This window comes from Streptomyces sp. AN091965 (assembly GCF_022698285.1).
GTDB lineage: Bacteria > Actinomycetota > Actinomycetes > Streptomycetales > Streptomycetaceae > Streptomyces.
Window position 1 is genome coordinate 1590618 of record NZ_JALDMY010000001.1, and the last position, 16471, is coordinate 1607088.

Genomic DNA, 16471 nt, shown 5'->3' on the forward strand with positions numbered 1-16471 from the left:
TAGCGCCTCCAGGGTCTGCGGTATGTGTCGTACCTGTACCAGGACTTCGGAGCCGGTGGTGCTACCCGATTGCCTGCACGAGTTTCACGACCACCGAGCACGCCGTTCCCTCCCGTCCCGCGAGTCACAAGCACGCCATTGGTCCTGGTCACGGCACAGGGGCCGACCGGCCCCGTCGATCTGGGACCGTCAGTCCCACACGAGTAGCCCGAGGGGGCCTCGGCTGCCTGTCCGTTCCGCGCGAAGCTGCTGGTGTAAGGAGACCTGGGATCCGGCCGGGTCCCCTTCCTGGCCGCCCGCCCCCGGCTCCCGACGATGGAGGCACACCCTCATGGCCCACCACGACGCCCCTCCCCGGACCACTTCCACTGTGGACGCGCCGTCGGACATCGGCGTCGCCGTCGACCGGCTGGTATCGGCCGGGCTCACCGCCCTCGCCGCGTACGAGGACCTCACCCAGGAGCAGGTCGACCACATCGTGAACAAGGCCTCCGTCGCCGCCCTGGACCAGCACACCGCGCTGGCGCGCCTCGCGGTCGACGAGACCGGGCGGGGGGTTTTCGAGGACAAGGCCGTCAAGAACATGTTCGCCTGCGAACATGTCACGCACAGCATGGGCCCGATGAAGACGGTCGGTGTCATCGCCCGTGACGACACCGAAGGCATGGTCGAGATCGCGGAACCGGTCGGTGTGGTGTGTGCGATCACCCCCGTCACCAACCCCACCTCCACCACGATCTTCAAGGCGCTCCTCGCCCTGAAGACCCGCAATCCCATCGTCTTCGCCTTCCACCCCGCCGCCCAGCGGTGCAGCGCACAGGCCGCGCGGGTCGTCCGCGACGCGGCCGTCGCGGCGGGGGCGCCGGAGCACTGCGTCCAGTGGATCGAGTCCCCTTCCATCGAGACGACCGGCGCGCTGATGCGCCACCCCGGTGTCGCGCTCATCCTGGCCACCGGCGGCAACGGCATGGTCAAGGCCGCCTACTCGGCGGGCAAGCCGGCCCTGGGTGTGGGAGCGGGCAACGTACCCGCGTACGTCCACAAGAGCGCGAAACTGCGCCGGGCCGTCAACGACCTGGTGCTGTCCAAGACGTTCGACAACGGCATGATCTGCGCCTCCGAGCAGGCCGTCATCCTGGACGACGCGATCTATGACGCGGCCCTTGCCGAGTTCCGCACGCTGCACGCCCATCTGGCCACCGCCGAGGAGAAGACGCAGCTCGAAGCCTTCCTGTTCCCCGAGGGCGCCTCGGGCTCGGGGTGTGAGCCCAAGGTCAACCCCGCCGTGGTCGGCCAGAGCCCGGTGTGGATCGCCGAGCAGGCGGGCTTCAGCGTGCCCGCCGGCACCTCGCTGCTCCTGGTGGAAGCCGACCAGGTCGGCCCGGCGGAACCGCTGACCCGCGAGAAGCTCTGCCCGGTGCTCACCGTCCTGCGCGCCGGATCCGAGCAGCAAGGGTTCGACCTGGCCGCCGCCATGGTCGCCTTCCACGGCCAGGGCCACAGCGCCGTCATCCACGCCGAGGACCCGGACCTCGCGGAGGCGTACGGCAGGCGCCTGCGGGCCGTACGGATCATCGTCAACGCCCCGTCCTCGCAAGGCGCCATCGGCGGCGTCTACAACAGCCTGCTGCCCTCTCTCACCCTCGGCTGCGGCTCGTGGGGAAGCACGTCGGTGTCCGACAACGTCTCCGCCGCCCAGCTCCTGAACGTCAAGCGCCTGACCACGCGCCGCAACAACCTCCAGTGGTTCAAGGTCCCGCCCAAGATCTACTTCGAGCCGCAGGCCATCCGCTACCTCGCCGACATGCCGGACGTGCACCGCGTCACCGTCGTCACCGACGCGACCATGACCCGGCTCGGGTTCGTCGACCGGATCCGGCACGTCCTGCGCGGCCGTCAGCAGACCGTCACCGTCCAGGTCATCGACAACGTCGAACCCGAGCCGAGCATCGACTCCGTCCAGCGCGGCGCCCGCTTGATGCGGGACTTCCGCCCAGACACCATCATCGCGCTCGGCGGCGGCTCCCCGATGGACGCCGCCAAGGTGATGTGGCTGCTCTACGAGCAACCGGACGTCGACTTCGCCGACATGCGGCACAAGTTCTTCGACATCCGCAAGCGCGCCTTCCGCTTCCCGGTCCTCGGTTCCCGGGCCCGGCTGGTGTGCGTGCCCACGACGTCCGGTACCGGCGCCGAAGTCACCCCCTTCGCGGTCATCTCCGACCCGGCCACCGGCAAGAAGTACCCGCTGGCCGACTACGCGCTCACCCCCAGCGTGGCCATCGTCGACCCGCAGCTCACCACAGACCTGCCACCGGCCCTGGCCGCCGACAGCGGCTTCGACGCGCTCACCCACGCCATCGAGGCGTACGTGTCCGTGTACGCCAACGACTTCACCGACGGCCTGGCCCTGCACGCGATCCGGATGGTCTTCGACCACATCGAGGCCGCGGTGAACGACCGCGCCCGGCAGCCGGAGGCCCGGGAGAAGATGCACAACGCGGGCACCATCGCGGGCATGGCCTTCGGCAACGCCTTCCTCGGCATCGTCCACGCCATGTCGCACACCCTGGGCGCCACCTTCCACATCGCGCACGGCCGCACCAACGCTGTGCTGCTGCCGCACGTCATCCGCTACAACGGCACCGTCCCCGCGAAGCTCACCGGCTGGCCCAAGTACGAGCACTACCGCGCCCCCGAACGCTTCCAGGACATCGCCCGCACCCTCGGCCTGCCCGCCACCACCCCGCACAAGGGCGTGGAGTCCCTCGCCCACGCCGTGGAACAACTGCGCGACGCCATCGGCATCGAGCCGTCCTTCCAGTCCCTCGGCGTCGACGAGACCACCTTCCTCGACGCCCTGCCCCAACAGGCCCTCAACGCCTACGAGGACCAGTGCGCGCCGGCGAACCCGCGGATGCCGATGCTCGACGACATGCAGGGGCTCATGCGGGCGGCGTACTACGGGACGGCCGACAGAGCGTACGCCCCTGCGACCTCGCAGCGAGAGGCCCGCTGCCGATGAAGGACCCGGCCACAGGGTTGCGGCTGGCACGGCGCAGCAGTTTTCTGGTGCCCAGGCTGCACGGCGGGTGAAACAGAACATGTAAGAGAGCACGTGCACGCCCAGGGGGACCCCATGGCACAGATACCTCCTTTGTTGGCCTACTGGTACGACTCGATGCGTCAGCGGGAGCTGCTGGTGGGCCGCCGCGATCCGGTGGTCCTCGGGCAGTCGTCACACGTACCAGCCAGCGTCTTGGGGTAGCTCAGATGGGACGCGATCCGCAGTCCGTTCCGTCTGCAGACTCACGCACAGCTCCTGGACGGCGCACTCTTCCACCGGCTCGCCAGTGACACCGCGTTGGAGAGGTTCGGTGTCTTCACCGGGACGAGCAGCAGGCTTCCCTTCGAAGTGACCGTGGTCGGCAGCGGGCTCGCCGACTGCCTCAAAGCCATGGTGAGCAGGGGGTTCCACTTCTCTTCCGTCGCCGCGACCGACGTGCAGCGGTTCGCGCTCCAGGCCAGGCTCGCTCAGGCGGATCCGGACGAGATCACTCGGCGTTGCTCGCGCGACGGCACGGTCGACGGCGTCGTCGGAGTCATCCGTGACACCGGGGTTCTTCCGCCGTCCGAGTGCGAACGGCTGCGCCGGGTGTGGAGCTTCTGGCTGGCGGCGGAACAGTCGGGACGCCTCGCGACCCGCCCGGAGGCCTTCTACGGCGACGACAGCGGGAGCTTCGAGCTGGAGGACTTCGCCAGCATTCCGCTGCGCACGGAGGCCGGCCGACGGGCGCGGGACCGAGTCGACTCGTCCGTGACTCTGGACACGCGCACCGGGGTTCGTCGCCGGAGCCTGGTCAACCACGAACTGTCGTCCTTGACGGAGCTCGGCGACCCGGACTGCGCGGCGGACGCGAGAACCCTGTCGCGCGCCTTCGACCGCTGCTACTACCGCCAGATCGCCACGGTCGAAGGCGCCATGCTCTCCGCCGAAGGTTCCGACCGGCTGCGCGGAATCCGCCGCAGGGCCGCGCTGCGCCACGCGAGGGAAGACCGAACAGTCGTGTTCCCGCACGGCTTCAAGGCGTCCCTCGGCGCGATGGACACCCGGCGGTGGATGTCGTTCCTCGAATCCGTCGGAGACGAACTGGACGCATGGTGGTACGGCTGGGAATCCGACGGCCTGCAAGCGATCGGCGACCGTCTCGCCGCGGAAACGGCGCAGGCACGCTCCTCACGTTCCGGACTGTCGGTCACAGCGTTCGTGACCACGGCGAGCGGCGCGGCCGGCACCCTGGCCAGCACCTCTCTCGCCGGTATGAGTGTGGGGGCCGGTGTGAGCCTGGCCACGTGGATCGTCAACGAACACCTCGGTCGAAGGACCGACGACCTGATGCGTCGCCACCGCGTCCGCTACGACGTCGTCGAGGTCGGCCCGCCCGACGCGACGCCATGACTCCGGGAGCCGCATGCGATACGGACTGATCCTGCTGCCGACAGCGCAGACCGCCGCCGAGCTCGAGGAGTACTCGGGCATCCTCACCGCAGCGGCTGACCCCTTGATGCGATTGGGCAGCCATGCGCCACCCCATGTCACGCTGCTTCACTTCACCGCCCACGGCCCGATACACGCCCGCTTGGTGGAGGCCGTCGCGACGCTCGGCGCGGATGCTCGCGTCATCCCCACCGGCTTGCTGTTCCGCCCTGTACCGGTTGGGGACTACTACGTTCCCGAAGGCGGTATTCACGCAGGGCTCCAAGTCGCGGCCACCGAACCCCTCAGGGCGCTGCACCACCGGATGCTCACTCTGGTCACGGACCTCGGCGGCACGGTGATCTCCCCGTCCGGGGCCGACTACAACCCCCACCTCACCCTCGCCGTACTGCGGACTGCCTCGCCACTGACGGTCCGGCTGCCGCCGCAGCTGTTCCTCGACGGCTTCTCCGCCCGCCCGGCCCTGGGGGTTCTCGGCCCGTACGGCACCTTTCCCCAGCTCCTCGGCGGAAACCCACCGGTGTAGCCCTCCAGCGGACCCACCGTTGGGAACCGCGCACTCAGTAGGCCCGCTGCCCGTGTGCCCGGAACTGGGCGCGGACCCGCTCGACCACTGCGGGGGCCGGCCCCGCCGTGTCGCGCAGCGGGAAGGGGATGCCCAGCGCCTCGTACTTGTGAGCGCCCAGCTTGTGGAACGGCAGGACGTCCACCCGGTCCACGTTGTCCAGACCGGCCAGGAAGGCACCCAGGCCGTCGACGCAGGCCGTGTCGTCGGTCCAGCCGGGGACCAGGACGTAGCGGATCCACATCGGGACGCCGAGCCGGTTCAGGCGGGTGGCGAAGGTGAGGGTGGGGGCGAGTTCGCCGCCGGTCAGCTTGCGGTACACCGCCGCGTCGAAGGACTTGATGTCCAGGAGGACGAGGTCGGTGTCGGCGAGCAGGGAGTCGTCGGCGCGGGCGCCGAGGAAGCCTGAGGTGTCCAGGGCGGTGTGCAGCCCCGCCTCCTTGCAGCGGCGCAGGACGGAGGCGGTGAAGGCGGGCTGGAGCAGGGGCTCGCCGCCGGTGAGGGTGACCCCTCCGCCCGCGGTGGTGAGGACGGACCGGTATCTGTCGATCTCCGCCATCGTCTCGTCGACGGTGACCGGTCGGCCGTCGCGCATGTGCCACGTGTCGGGGTTGGCGCAGTACAGGCAACGCAGCGGGCAACCGCTGACGAACAGCACGAACCGCGTGCCGGGGCCGTCCACCCCCGTCGACAGGTCCCAGGAGTGGACGCGCCCCGTCACCGGAGTGGTCGCGATGCTCACAGCGCGCCGTGGAAGGTGCGGCTGATCACGTCGAGCTGCTGCTCGCGCGTCAGGCGGACGAAGTTGACGGCGTACCCGGAGACGCGGATGGTCAGCTCCGGGTACTTCTCGGGGTGGTCCATGGCGTCCTCGAGCACGGCCCGGTTCAGGACGTTGACGTTCATGTGGAACCCGCCGGAGAGCATGTAGGCGTCGAGGATGCCGACCAGGTTGGCGGGTCGGTCGTCCGGGTGGTGGCCCAGGCCCTCGGGTGTGATCGTGGTGGTCAGGGAGACGCCGTCGCGCGCCTGCTCGTACGGGAGTTTGGCCACGGACAGCGCCGATGCGACCACCCCGTGCCGGTCCCGTCCGTTCATCGGGTTGGCGCCGGGCGCGAAGGGCTGTCCGGCGCGGCGCCCGTCGGGGGTGTTGCCGGTGTGCTTGCCGTAGACGACGTTGGAGGTGATGGTCAGGACGGACTGGGTGTGCTCGGCTCCGCGGTAGGTGGGGTGCTTGCGCACCTTCGTCATGAAGGACTCCACGAGGTCGATGGCGATCGCGTCGGCGCGGTCGTCGTTGTTGCCGTAGGCGGGGTACTCACCCTCGGTCGCGTAGTCGACGGCGAGTCCGGTCGCGTCCCGGATGACCTTCACCCGGGCGTACTTGACGGCCGAGAGGCTGTCGACGGCCACCGAGAGCCCGGCGATCCCACAGGCCATGAAGCGGTGCACGGGGTGGTCGTGGAGCGCCATCTCGATGCGCTCGTAGGCGTACTTGTCGTGCATGTAGTGGATGACGTTGAGCGCGTCGACGTAGGTCTGCGCCAGCCAGTCGAGCATGCGGTCGTACGCCGCGCGCAGTTTGTCGTACTCCAGGTATTCACTGCGCAGCGCGGGCGCCTCGGGGGCGATCTGCTCGCCGGTCAGTTCGTCGCGGCCGCCGTTGATGGCGTACAGCAGGGCCTTGGCCAGGTTGACGCGCGCTCCGAAGAACTGCATCTGCCGGCCCACCGTCATCGCCGAGACGCAGCAGGCGATCGCGGTGTCGTCCCCGGTGCGCGGCCGCGTCAGCTCGTCGGACTCGTACTGGACGGCGCTGGTGTCGATGGACACGCGGGCGCAGAACTCCTTGAAGTCACTGGGCAGTCGGGGTGACCACAGCACGGTGAGGTTCGGCTCGGGCGCGGGTCCCAGGTTGTACAGGGTCTGCAGGAAGCGGAAGGAGGTGCGGGTGACCAGGGCCCGGCCGTCCGCGCCGATGCCGCCGATGGACTCCGTCACCCAGGTCGGGTCGCCGGAGAACAGGGCGTCGTACTCGGGCGTGCGCAGGAACCGTACGATCCGCAGCTTGACCACGAAGTCGTCGATGAGCTCCTGTGCCCTGCGCTCGTCGATGGCGCCCTCGTCCAGGTCCCGCTGGAGAAAGACGTCCAGGAATGTCGAGGTGCGGCCGAGGGACATGGCGGCGCCGTTCTGCTCCTTCACGGCGGCGAGGTAGCCGAGGTAGAGCCATTGCACCGCCTCGTGCGCGGTGGCGGCGGGGCGGGTGACGTCGCAGCCGTAGGTCGCCGCCATGCGGGCCAGCTCTCCCAACGCCCTGATTTGTTCGGCTAGTTCCTCGCGGTCACGGATGACGTGCTCCGTGGAGGGACGGGCGTCCAGAAGGGCGCGCTCGGCGTGCTTCGCGGCGATCAGCCGGTCGGTGCCGTACAGCGCCACGCGCCGGTAGTCGCCGATGATCCGGCCACGGCCGTAGGCGTCCGGCAGGCCGGTGATGATTCCGGCCTTGCGGGCGGCTCGCATGGCGGGCGTGTAGGCGTCGAAGACGCCGTCGTTGTGGGTCTTGCGGTAGGTGCCGAACACCTTGGTCACGAACGGGTCGGGTGCGCGGCCGTAGGCCCGCAGGCCGTTCTCGACCATCCGCAGCCCGCCGTTCGGCATGATCGCGCGCTTCAGCGGGGCGTCCGTCTGCAGACCGACGACGAGCTCCCGGTCGCGGTCGATGTAGCCGGGGGCGTGCGAGGTGATCGTCGAGGGCGTGGCGGTGTCAACGTCCAGGATTCCCTTGCGCCGCTCCTCGGGGAACAGCGCGCTGACCTTCTCCCACACCGCGCGGGTGCGGTCGGTGGGGCCGGCCAGGAAGGCCGCGTCGCCCTCGTACGGGGTGTAGTTGGCCTGGACGAAGTCGCGCACGTCGACGCGCTCGCGCCACCGCAGGCCCGTGAAGCCGCGCCAGGCGGTGCCCGGTGCCGTCACGCTCGTCGGAGCCGTTGTCGTCATCGTTTGCCTCCGCGTCAGCTCGCATGGCCGCCCGCAGGACTCAGCGGACGCCTCCGTTGTCGATGCTCGTCTTCAGGGGAAGCCGTCGACAGGGCCGTGGGGACGCGCTTCGCGGGCCGACCGGCCCTGATTCCGCTGAGCCGCATGGGCCGGTGCTCCTCGGTCCTCGGCCTGTGCCCTCGTGGTCGAGCGGCCCGCGACGCCCCGCGGCACGCCCCCGTCGTCCTCGTCGAGCCATGAGATCTCTACGGCGTCGAGGATCTGACGGCCTCGGGCGGGTCTGCCCGTTCGGTACCGTGCCGGAGCCTTCCGGCACGCTGTGCCGTCAGCCCTCAAGGGGTGCGATAGAAGCGGACAGCAGCATGGGCTCGCGACGAACGGAGGGGCACGTCATGGGTACGTCCTTGACTCCGGACTTCTGGAGGCTCTTCGTCGTACTGGTGGTCACATCGGCGGTGGTCACGGTGATCGTGGGTGCCGCCCTCGACGCTCTGGTGGTGCGTCAGCGTCAGCGCCGTTCGCATGAGGTGCCGTCGCCCCAGCGGGTGCGGCGACCGCGCAGGCCGGGCCAGACCTCGGCTCGTCCGTGAACATCTTCGGAGCGCTCAGCGTGTCCCTCCCCCGCCCTCGGGCGGGCGCGCGAGCCGAGAGGTTCGGCGGCGCCGGGCCCCGACGAGACGCACCGCCGGTCAGGCCCGTTCCAAGCCGGCAGCCACGCCGTCTCGCACCCACGGAAGTTCCGCTTCCGCGGCGTCCGGCGGCGGCTCCGGCACGGTCACCACGGGGCATGCCGCGAGCCGCATGCAGGCACGGGCGACCGCGCCGAGGGCGGGCTGGGTGACGTCCGTCCGGGGCTTGCGCCCGAGGGCGAGGAGCAGCGCCTCCCGGGCGTGGTTCAACAGAACCGGGGCGGCCGGACCTTCGTGCAGGAGCATCGTCACGTCGACATCAGGGTCCGCACGGAGCAGCTCGGCGACGTTGCCCTCCAGCGTGGCCTCCGCCCGTGCCCGTTCCTGCTCGGGTGTGAGCCGCTCGCGTGCCGGCGCGTAGGGTGCTCGCAGGGAGCTGGAGGGCAGCCAGGCGTGAATGACGAGCACCCGCGTATGCAGCAGGCGGGCCTTCGCCGCCGACCAGCGCAGCGCGGCGAGCGCGGCGGCCGAGCCGTCCACGCCCACGACCAGTCCCCTGTTCGCCACGTCCTCCACCATGGCCACCCTCACTCCCTCCTGATGCCGCGTACGAACTGGCTGTATACGAACCCACCCTGCGTCCGAACACTGCGGCGAGGGGCCGGGGTACTCCACCCCGGTCCCCCGCCCGGACCGTTCCACCGCCACGGCTCAGGCGACGCGCCGCAGCTGTTCGGTCTTCTCGATGGTCTTCGCCTCGTCGGTGAACTTCCGTGCGAGACCGCCGAAGAAGCGGAGTACCTCGTGCCAGAAGTAGCCCGCTCCTGCGATGAGGAATCCGGTGAGCGTGGTACCGATCGCCTCGGTGCGTACGTCGAGCCCCCAGGCCGCGAAGAGGCTGAAGTCGGCGAGCCAGGCGGCGCCGATCCCCAGGGCCGTCAGCGCGAGGGCCCAGAACTCCTGAGCCGCGGACAGATAGCGGTACACCACGTTCCCCACGACCAGTACAGCAAGCCCCAGAAGGGCCAGCATCCCGAACTCGTACATGAGGTCTTCCGCCTTTCCTTGTCTGGTATCCGGCGTTTCTCGTAGGTGCGGTATCAGGCGCCCGGCCCGGGGGGGAACCCGGCTGGCGGCAACCTGACGCTCCGTTTCCAGCGTCGCTCGGCCGCGACGGGTCAGTCCACGGCGACGCTGATGTCGGGTGGCTGACGCAGGGTGTTGTGGACCGTGCAGTGGTCGACCACAGCGCGCAGTGCCCTGCGCTCGGTCGCTGTGAGACGTACGGGCAGCAGGAGCCGCAGACGGACGGCTGCCACGCGGGCGGGCCGGTCGTCGGCCATGTCGAACTCGCACCGCACGCGCAGGTTCTCATGCGGCAGGTGATGGCGCCGCAGGAACTGACCCGCGTAGTAGGCGACGCACGTGGCGAGCGAGGAGACGAACAGTTCGACCGGGGTGGGCCCGTCGTCGTCCCCGCCCGCGGTGAAGGGCTGATCGACGGTCAGCTCGTGGTCGCGGATGAACACCGCGTACGCCTGTCCGGAGATGTGGGTGACGTCGACGTGCTGTGGTGTCGGGGCCGGGAGCAGTGGCGTGGGGTGCGACTCCTCCACTGCGGGTGCGGTGGTCTGGCTGTTCATCTCTGCGCCTCCTTCACGCGCGTCGCCCCGCGACGTCCGATCAGTCGGCCGGTCGGTGTCCGGGGTCCTTCCGGGCGCGCCGAACGCGTTCGGCCCTACCCTGCTTCCAGTTCAGCGCGCGGGAGTTCCAGACCGCCATGGGCCGGGCGGGCCGCACCGTGGCCGATGGGCCCCCTCAAGGCCGTGCGCTCGCTGCTCGAGCCCTGGAGCGTGACAGTGGCCGTCTCCACCACCGCGGCCGGGTCCGGCGTCATCACCTGGCACACCGTCACGACGCTCATCCCCCACGCGCCCTTGTCTCTCGGCCCTCCGCGGTGGCGACGGCGGCTCCGCCGCACTGACGCCACAGCCATGCCGCGGCATCCGTCCGCCGTCCAGGGGCGCCCGGGCAGCGTGTGGAACATCGCGAGCCGGGTGTGGTACGGGCCTTGGCCAAGCCTTCGTGGGAAACCCCGCAGTGGGCCTCGTCGAGGCCCACCGCCCCAGCCGTCCCGGGGAACGGTGCCCAAGTCGTCCCCGCTTCCCCGTTCATCGTCCCGCTCCGCCCTCCACCACCGGACGGGCCGCCCGGGCCACGTCCGGGGACATTCGGCCCCTCATCCATCCCTGGTGCCCCCGCCACGCTGAAGCCACCGACCTCGATGGTGTGGGCTGTTTGGGGGCAGTCATGACCGCAGAGCGGAATCCTTCGCCGCACGTCCGTGCGGCCCACCACCTGGTGCGCGCTGCCATACTGGCGCCCTCACTGCACAACTCCCAGCCCTGGCTGTTCGCGTGCTCCGACAACGCGTTGCTGCTCTACGCCGACCACCGGCGGCGCCTGCCGTTCTGCGACCCCTACGGACGGCAGTTGGTGATCAGTGGTGGCGCGGCTCTGTTCAACCTTCGGCTCGCCATGCGGCACCTGGGCTTCAGGCCGGTGGTCCGGCCCTTCCCCGACCCGGCAACGCCCGGGCTGCTGGCGCGCGTGGAGTGGGGAGCGTTCGCCCGGGTGACACACGATGTCGAAGCGATGCACCAGGCGCTGCGACATCGGCACACGCACCGCGGACCCTTTGCCTCAGCCGACGTGCCGCCGTCGTTGATCGAGGCCCTGACGCGCCACACACAGGTCGAGGGCGTCCAGTTGTACGCTCTGGAGGACACGGCCACGCGCAGGCGTCTCAGTCGGCTGGTCCACGAAGCCGAGGCGCGCGAGCGCCATAACCCCGGCTTTCGCGCGGAGTTGCTGGACTGGGCTCGTCCGTACGGAGACGCCCGTGGCGACGGGGTGCCCGCCGCGGCCCGCGCGTTCCACCCGGACTGCGTCGCCCTGGCCGGACGCGACTTCACCGGCCTCACCCGGCAACGGGACACGGCCCGGCCGCGCGAGACATGGCCCGCGCGCACCGGGCTCGTGATCGTGCTCAGCACGCCGCACGACACCCGTCAGGACTGGCTGCGCGCGGGCCAGGCACTGCAGCGCGTGCTGCTGTACACCGCGGGCCACGGGTTCGCCGCCGGATTCCACACCCAGCCCCTGGAGTTCGCGGATCTCCGGGCCCTGGTGCGCACCCTGGCCCCCACGGGGCAGCACCCCCAGCTGGTCCTGCGGCTCGGCCGGATCAACTGGCAGGTGCGGGCGCCCCGGCGTGCCCTCTCCGAGGTGCTGCCCCGCAACGACCTGGCCCCCGCCGGAACCGGCCACGCCGCCTGAGGCCATCGGCACAGGCGCCGGTTCCGCCGTCGGAGTCAGTCGTGCGGTACCACCGCGACCGGGCACGCGGAGTGGTGCAGCACCGCGTGATTGACCGGACCCAGTTGCATGCCGACATGCCCTTTCCGGCGGCGAGCACCGACCACGAGCAGATCAGCGGTCGTGGACGCGTCGAGCAACGCCGCTCGCGCCAGGCCTTCCACGGCGTCCCGCCGCACCCGCACGGCGGTGTGCCCCAGTGCGACGACGGCCCGCAGCACCTCTTCCAGCCGCGTCTCGGCACGCACCTGGTGGAAGTCCGTCGGCTCCGCCGCGCGCGGCGGCTCCGGGGCTTCATGGGCGGGGCACCGCCAGGCGTGCACCGCGCGCAGTTCGCCACCCCGCAGTTCGGCGGCCCGCAGGGCGAAGGCGACGGCAGCCTCGGCCTTGTCCCCCTCGTCGATCCCGACGACAACCCGCTGGAATCCGCCCGCACGGTTCTGCCGGCCTCCTCGGACCACGATCACGGGCGCCGCGGCGTGCGCGGCCGTCGAAAGGCTCACGGACCCCAGCAGGAGCCCGGCCAGTTCACCCCTGCCACGGCAGCCGACGACCACGGCCGCCGCCCCCGCGGCCTCCTGGACGAGCGCGGTCACCGGATCCTCGACGCGCACGTCGCTCGTGACCTTCAGGGCAGGCGCGCGGGTGTGCGCCCGCGTAACCGCCTGAGCGGGGATGTGCTCGGTGTACGTGCGCGCCGCGCCGCGGTGGGTGCCGAAGGACGGCTTGTGCCCTTCGTACCGCTCCCAGGCCGAGGCGTACACGATCCGCAGCGGCGCCCCGCGCCGTACGGCCTCGTCCACCGCCCAGTCGACGGCCGACAGGCTCTCCTCCGAGCCGTCCGCGCCGACGATCAGTTCTCGCTCCACAGCCCTCAGCCCCTTCGTCATCCGGTGGTTCGGACTCACACCGCACGCCCCCCGGCACGGGCGGGGCGCCACAATCCAGCGAGACAGAGCCGCACCGGCCCTGGGAAGAGGCCGACAGGCCCCTCGTTGCCGCAGACACCGGCCGACACCTGAGGAGTGCCCCACAAGTCCCTCCCCAGGGCCGTTCAGCTCCTGTGGCAGCCCCTTCACGCGGGCGTTGACTTGCTACCAGAGACCGCGCGAGCCCCCGTACGACACCGCAGGCCGAGGCCGGCGCTCCGGCGCCACACGCCCTGGCCCGAACGGAACGCTCACCGTCCGACGTCGTACGCCCGGCCGTCGCGTCCCGTGCGCGGAGGGAGAGTCATGCCCACCTTGATCATCGTCCTGCTCCTGTTCCTGCTCGTCCTCGGCTTCAAGGCACCCGTCCTGTGGCTGCTTGCCGCAGCGCTCGTCTACCTGCTGGTCCGGGGACGCGACCGCGGACCCATCAAAACCGATCCGGACAGCCGGGGTACCGGCAGCGACGAAGGCGGTAAGGGCGTCGGCCCTCAGACGTACCGCGAGTACAGCAACCGCCGGAAGCGCAAGGAGCGTTGGGACCGGCGGTACCGCCGCAGGCACCCGTCGTCGACGTCGAGCGGCCGGTGATCGAGCGTGTACCGGCCTCACACCGGCCCGGCACTCCGGACGCGCCAGCCACGTGGCCTGCTGGAGACGGGCTCGGATGCGCGCCCCTGTGGCTGAAAAGGGCACATCATGGGAACCACCCTTGGGAGAGTGGCGGGCCCCTGAGAGGCCCTCGGGGCCCTCCTCTTGTTGCCTGGTGCGCCGCGTACATGACGCTGCCACCAGGCCCAGCGCACACCGCGAGCCCCTGTCGCCCAAGCCCCCGGCGACTCCCCTCAGCAGCTGCTTCGCCTGCACCACTCAGGGACAGGCCGACACGTACCGAGGTGAAGCATCGTGACGCCCCGAATCCCGCCTCCCATCCCCCACCTGCGCACGTACCGCACCCAAGAAAGCACGGTCCTGGAGTTCCACGGCGAGATCGACATCGCCGCCGCCCTGGAAATCGCTCCCCGTCTGGACCGCGCCACCGGCCCCCGCGCGAGCCTGGTCGTCATCGACCTGACCCCGACCACCTTCATCGACTGCTCCGGTCTGCGCCTGCTCTGCCGCGCCAGGGCGCGTGTCGTGGGGAAGCGCGGGCAGCTCCTGCTGGTCTGCCCGCATCCGCGCACACTGGCTCTCCTGCGCCTCGTCCAGATCTGCGACGTCTTCAACCCCTACCCCACGGTGGGAGCCGCCCTCGCCGCTGCCCTCCCTGCTCAGCGGCGCACGAAGAAGGGGTTCACCTGGGCGGACGGCCGACTGGACCGCACGCGGAGTGGGGCACACGTACCGTCATGACGAAAACGGTGGGGCCGCGCGGCACACTTGGTCGTCCGCCGCGCCAGGCAGTTCGGTCAGCTCCGGCGCAAGGCCCGGTCCGGGGCCGCGCCGGGAGGCCCGGCGCAGCCCCGGACGCCATCTCGGACTCACAGCTCGGCAGTCACGCGTCAGCCTTGATGCTGGAGATCAGCCTGGTGTCCAGGTCGGACTGGACCATCAGGCGGGTGTGGTGGACGTGGTTTTTGGAGTCCTTCCAGGTGAGGGTCACCCGGCTCCAGCAGTGCCCCATGCCGCTGTCGTTGTAGTCGACCCTCCAGGCGGTCGGGACGCTCTTGGCGCGCAGCACACCGTCCTCGTGGTGTGCGGACTCCCAGCGGGCCAGGCCGTGCCGCAGCCCGGTGGTCAGGTAGTGGCCGCGCAAGGCATGGGCCAGCCGTCCCTTGCCGGTGTCGTACAGCACGTCGATGTACGAACCGTAGAAATCGGCGACCCGGTCGACGGTGGACGCCGGTGTGCCGCTCCGACTGGGAACGACCGGCCCGGCGCCGGTGCGGCCGGGGGACTCCGTGTGCGCCGCGCCGCTCGTCGCGGTCACGGCCACGAGGACTCCGGTGGCCAGCAGCGCCTCCCTGAGCATGACGCGACGGCGAGTGCGGGACTTGGCCATGGCGTTCTCCCCCTCCCTTCCGAGGAGGAACAGATGCGTTCCTCACCTCCTACTACAGCGCGCCGGAGCCACTCGCGGTGCGGACCGATCGGCCCGTCCTGAGGGTCGTTCGACGTGCGCGGCCAGCGTGCCCGAAAGCGGCTCTTGCCGTGCTCTGGGAAGGGAGTTGAGTGGTCGGGAAGGAGCATCCCCTCTTCTTCTCACGGGAGGATCCATGACCAACCGGATCGACCAGCCGCGCAGGCTCGACCTGGTGGCCAGCACCGTCCACGTGGGCGGCATCGGCACGGGCCACGAAGCCACACTCCAGTACCGCATCAGTGACGGGCACGACGAGGTGGCCGGCCACTTCACGGTCGGCGGCGGGACGGGCGAGCACGGGCAGTTCCAGACGCCGACAAGATCATGCCGGAGCAGGTGCTCCGCGTCCCGATGGGCGCCTGAGCTGCCCTTCGGCCGCCGCTGTGACGGCGGCCGAACGCGCGCGGATGCAGTGCGCGCCCCGCCCTCTCGGGGCGCCAAGGGACTCAGGAATGAGGAACCACGGCCACCGGGCAGCGGGCGTGACGGCTGACCGCATGGGTGACGGGACCGGTGCGCGTGCCCACGCACGGCTCCTGGCGCGTGCGCCGTCCCACCACGAGCAGGCTGGCTCCGGCGGCGGACCGCACCAGCGACGGCGAGGCCCTGCCCTCGACGACGTCCCCCGTCACGGCGACTGCGGGGTACTTGTCCCGCCACGTCCGCAGCACGGCGCTCTGGAAGCCGCGCCACTCCTCCGCCCGCCGTGGCCCGTCGATCAGGCCCACCTCCCCCGGGCCGAGCGTGAACGCTGACGGCCCGCTCCAGGCGGACACCACCCGAAGCCCGGTGTTCCGCAGCCGCGCCGCGTCGAAGGCGAAGTCGATCACCTCGTCGCAGGGGTCATACAGATCGAGCCCCAACACGACGTCGCGGCCGACGGCACGGGACGGGCCCGCGTCGCGGGTGTCGTACGGCCACCGATCGTCGGAGCCGCACCCGACACGGACGAGCACGACGGGGCGCGGAGCCCTGGCCACCACGGACTGGCCGACCGACCCCAGGACGAAGCCGGTGAGGGCGCTCAGACCACGGGATCCCAGCACCAGCGCGTCCGCCTCCTCAGCGGCGCACAGCAGCGCCCTGGACGCGGGCCCTCCGGTCTGCTCGGCCACGACGTCCACACCGGGGCACGCGGCCCGCGCGTGCTCCTCCGCCCCGCGCAGGACACGCCGTGCCAGACGCCGCGCAGCGCTCTGTGACGCCCCGGACGACACGGGCGGGCCCCAGGCACGCACGTGCAGCACGCGCAGTGGGACCCCGCGGCGCGAGGCCTCGCGGGCCGCCCACGCGGCAGCGGCGCGGCTCTCGTGGGATTCGTCGACTCCGACGATCACCTGACGCGGCATGGCACGGCACCCCCACATGTGTCTGTCCCGACGCGTCCGC

The 16471-nt window shown here is 70.8% G+C and carries 17 protein-coding genes; 8 read left to right on the forward strand and 9 right to left on the reverse strand.

Going from position 1 to position 16471, the window contains the following annotated elements; genetic code table 11:
• Positions 1 to 331: 331 nt before the first annotated feature.
• The 3 genes from adhE to MQV74_RS06135 all read left to right on the forward strand — a co-directional run bounded on the left by adhE (position 332) and on the right by MQV74_RS06135 (position 5024).
• Positions 332 to 3025, forward strand: a complete 2694-nt coding sequence (gene adhE / locus MQV74_RS06125) for a bifunctional acetaldehyde-CoA/alcohol dehydrogenase (RefSeq protein ID WP_242715003.1) — start codon at positions 332 to 334, stop codon at positions 3023 to 3025.
• A gap of 339 nt (positions 3026 to 3364) precedes the next feature.
• Entirely contained in the window at positions 3365 to 4459 is a 1095-nt protein-coding gene (locus MQV74_RS06130) for a hypothetical protein (protein ID WP_242715004.1), read from the forward strand.
• A gap of 13 nt (positions 4460 to 4472) precedes the next feature.
• The gene (locus MQV74_RS06135) at positions 4473 to 5024 is read left to right on the forward strand and encodes a 2'-5' RNA ligase family protein (RefSeq protein ID WP_242715005.1); all 552 of its coding nucleotides are present in this window, start codon (positions 4473 to 4475) and stop codon (positions 5022 to 5024) included.
• 34 nt (positions 5025 to 5058) lie between these two features.
• On the opposite strand, the gene pflA is transcribed toward MQV74_RS06135, so the two are convergent.
• Together pflA and pflB are read right to left on the reverse strand one after the other, a co-directional pair.
• On the reverse strand, positions 5059 to 5805 hold the full coding sequence (gene pflA, locus MQV74_RS06140; protein WP_242715006.1) for a pyruvate formate-lyase-activating protein: 747 nt from the start codon (positions 5803 to 5805) through the stop codon (positions 5059 to 5061).
• Positions 5802 to 8063: a formate C-acetyltransferase gene (pflB, locus tag MQV74_RS06145; protein ID WP_242715007.1), complete on the reverse strand. Its 2262-nt coding sequence runs from the start codon at positions 8061 to 8063 to the stop codon at positions 5802 to 5804. Before pflB ends, pflA begins: the two co-directional genes overlap by 4 nt.
• 392 nt (positions 8064 to 8455) lie before the next feature.
• Here pflB and MQV74_RS06150 point away from each other — a divergent pair, with 392 nt between their 5' ends.
• On the forward strand, positions 8456 to 8653 hold the full coding sequence (locus MQV74_RS06150; protein ID WP_242715008.1) for a hypothetical protein: 198 nt from the start codon (positions 8456 to 8458) through the stop codon (positions 8651 to 8653).
• Positions 8654 to 8752: 99 nt separating this feature from the next.
• Here the strand turns inward: MQV74_RS06150 and MQV74_RS06155 are convergent, their stop codons facing one another.
• The 4 genes from MQV74_RS06155 to MQV74_RS06170 all read right to left on the reverse strand — a co-directional run bounded on the left by MQV74_RS06155 (position 8753) and on the right by MQV74_RS06170 (position 10616).
• A complete protein-coding gene (locus MQV74_RS06155; RefSeq protein WP_242715009.1) occupies positions 8753 to 9271 on the reverse strand; it encodes a universal stress protein in 519 nt (172 codons plus the stop codon).
• Between the two features lie 132 nt (positions 9272 to 9403).
• Positions 9404 to 9739 carry a hypothetical protein gene (locus MQV74_RS06160; protein ID WP_242715010.1) on the reverse strand — a complete coding sequence of 112 codons (336 nt, stop codon included), beginning with the start codon at positions 9737 to 9739 and terminating at the stop codon, positions 9404 to 9406.
• A gap of 131 nt (positions 9740 to 9870) precedes the next feature.
• A complete protein-coding gene (locus MQV74_RS06165) occupies positions 9871 to 10335 on the reverse strand; it encodes an OsmC family protein (RefSeq protein WP_242715011.1) in 465 nt (154 codons plus the stop codon).
• A gap of 95 nt (positions 10336 to 10430) precedes the next feature.
• On the reverse strand, positions 10431 to 10616 hold the full coding sequence (locus tag MQV74_RS06170; RefSeq protein ID WP_242715012.1) for a hypothetical protein: 186 nt from the start codon (positions 10614 to 10616) through the stop codon (positions 10431 to 10433).
• Positions 10617 to 11002: 386 nt separating this feature from the next.
• Between MQV74_RS06170 and MQV74_RS06175 the strand changes: the two genes are divergently transcribed.
• Positions 11003 to 12031, forward strand: coding sequence for an Acg family FMN-binding oxidoreductase (locus MQV74_RS06175; RefSeq protein WP_242715013.1), 1029 nt, complete (start codon positions 11003 to 11005; stop codon positions 12029 to 12031).
• A gap of 35 nt (positions 12032 to 12066) precedes the next feature.
• Here the strand turns inward: MQV74_RS06175 and MQV74_RS06180 are convergent, their stop codons facing one another.
• Positions 12067 to 12939, reverse strand: a complete 873-nt coding sequence (locus MQV74_RS06180; RefSeq protein ID WP_242715014.1) for a universal stress protein — start codon at positions 12937 to 12939, stop codon at positions 12067 to 12069.
• A gap of 366 nt (positions 12940 to 13305) precedes the next feature.
• Here MQV74_RS06180 and MQV74_RS06185 point away from each other — a divergent pair, with 366 nt between their 5' ends.
• Positions 13306 to 13590, forward strand: a complete 285-nt coding sequence (locus tag MQV74_RS06185; RefSeq protein ID WP_242715015.1) for a hypothetical protein — start codon at positions 13306 to 13308, stop codon at positions 13588 to 13590.
• A gap of 315 nt (positions 13591 to 13905) precedes the next feature.
• Complete coding sequence (locus MQV74_RS06190; RefSeq protein ID WP_308402245.1) at positions 13906 to 14352, forward strand: STAS domain-containing protein; 447 nt, start codon at positions 13906 to 13908, stop codon at positions 14350 to 14352.
• A 142-nt stretch (positions 14353 to 14494) separates the two neighbouring features.
• Here MQV74_RS06190 and MQV74_RS06195 read toward each other — a convergent pair whose 3' ends face one another.
• Positions 14495 to 15001: a hypothetical protein gene (locus MQV74_RS06195; RefSeq protein ID WP_242715016.1), complete on the reverse strand. Its 507-nt coding sequence runs from the start codon at positions 14999 to 15001 to the stop codon at positions 14495 to 14497.
• Between the two features lie 214 nt (positions 15002 to 15215).
• Here MQV74_RS06195 and MQV74_RS41355 point away from each other — a divergent pair, with 214 nt between their 5' ends.
• Positions 15216 to 15575, forward strand: coding sequence for a Gmad2 immunoglobulin-like domain-containing protein (locus tag MQV74_RS41355; protein WP_374120588.1), 360 nt, complete (start codon positions 15216 to 15218; stop codon positions 15573 to 15575).
• On the opposite strand, the gene MQV74_RS06200 is transcribed toward MQV74_RS41355, so the two are convergent.
• The gene (locus MQV74_RS06200; protein WP_242715017.1) at positions 15529 to 16431 is read right to left on the reverse strand and encodes a universal stress protein; all 903 of its coding nucleotides are present in this window, start codon (positions 16429 to 16431) and stop codon (positions 15529 to 15531) included. The genes MQV74_RS41355 and MQV74_RS06200 overlap by 47 nt on opposite strands.
• Positions 16432 to 16471: the final 40 nt, after the last annotated feature.

What these genes read in the sequence shown, in the direction of transcription:
- pflB (WP_242715007.1), bottom strand. Translation starts at nt 8,063, where the DNA reads ATGACGACAACGGCTCCGACGAGCGTGACGGCACCGGGCACCGCCTGG.
- MQV74_RS06160 (WP_242715010.1), bottom strand. Translation starts at nt 9,739, where the DNA reads ATGTACGAGTTCGGGATGCTGGCCCTTCTGGGGCTTGCTGTACTGGTC.
- adhE (WP_242715003.1), top strand. Translation starts at nt 332, where the DNA reads ATGGCCCACCACGACGCCCCTCCCCGGACCACTTCCACTGTGGACGCG.
- MQV74_RS41355 (WP_374120588.1), top strand. Translation starts at nt 15,216, where the DNA reads ATGACCAACCGGATCGACCAGCCGCGCAGGCTCGACCTGGTGGCCAGC.
- MQV74_RS06155 (WP_242715009.1), bottom strand. Translation starts at nt 9,271, where the DNA reads ATGGTGGAGGACGTGGCGAACAGGGGACTGGTCGTGGGCGTGGACGGC.
- MQV74_RS06165 (WP_242715011.1), bottom strand. Translation starts at nt 10,335, where the DNA reads ATGAACAGCCAGACCACCGCACCCGCAGTGGAGGAGTCGCACCCCACG.
- MQV74_RS06135 (WP_242715005.1), top strand. Translation starts at nt 4,473, where the DNA reads ATGCGATACGGACTGATCCTGCTGCCGACAGCGCAGACCGCCGCCGAG.
- MQV74_RS06200 (WP_242715017.1), bottom strand. Translation starts at nt 16,431, where the DNA reads ATGCCGCGTCAGGTGATCGTCGGAGTCGACGAATCCCACGAGAGCCGC.
- MQV74_RS06185 (WP_242715015.1), top strand. Translation starts at nt 13,306, where the DNA reads ATGCCCACCTTGATCATCGTCCTGCTCCTGTTCCTGCTCGTCCTCGGC.
- MQV74_RS06195 (WP_242715016.1), bottom strand. Translation starts at nt 15,001, where the DNA reads ATGGCCAAGTCCCGCACTCGCCGTCGCGTCATGCTCAGGGAGGCGCTG.
- MQV74_RS06175 (WP_242715013.1), top strand. Translation starts at nt 11,003, where the DNA reads ATGACCGCAGAGCGGAATCCTTCGCCGCACGTCCGTGCGGCCCACCAC.
- MQV74_RS06170 (WP_242715012.1), bottom strand. Translation starts at nt 10,616, where the DNA reads ATGAGCGTCGTGACGGTGTGCCAGGTGATGACGCCGGACCCGGCCGCG.
- MQV74_RS06150 (WP_242715008.1), top strand. Translation starts at nt 8,456, where the DNA reads ATGGGTACGTCCTTGACTCCGGACTTCTGGAGGCTCTTCGTCGTACTG.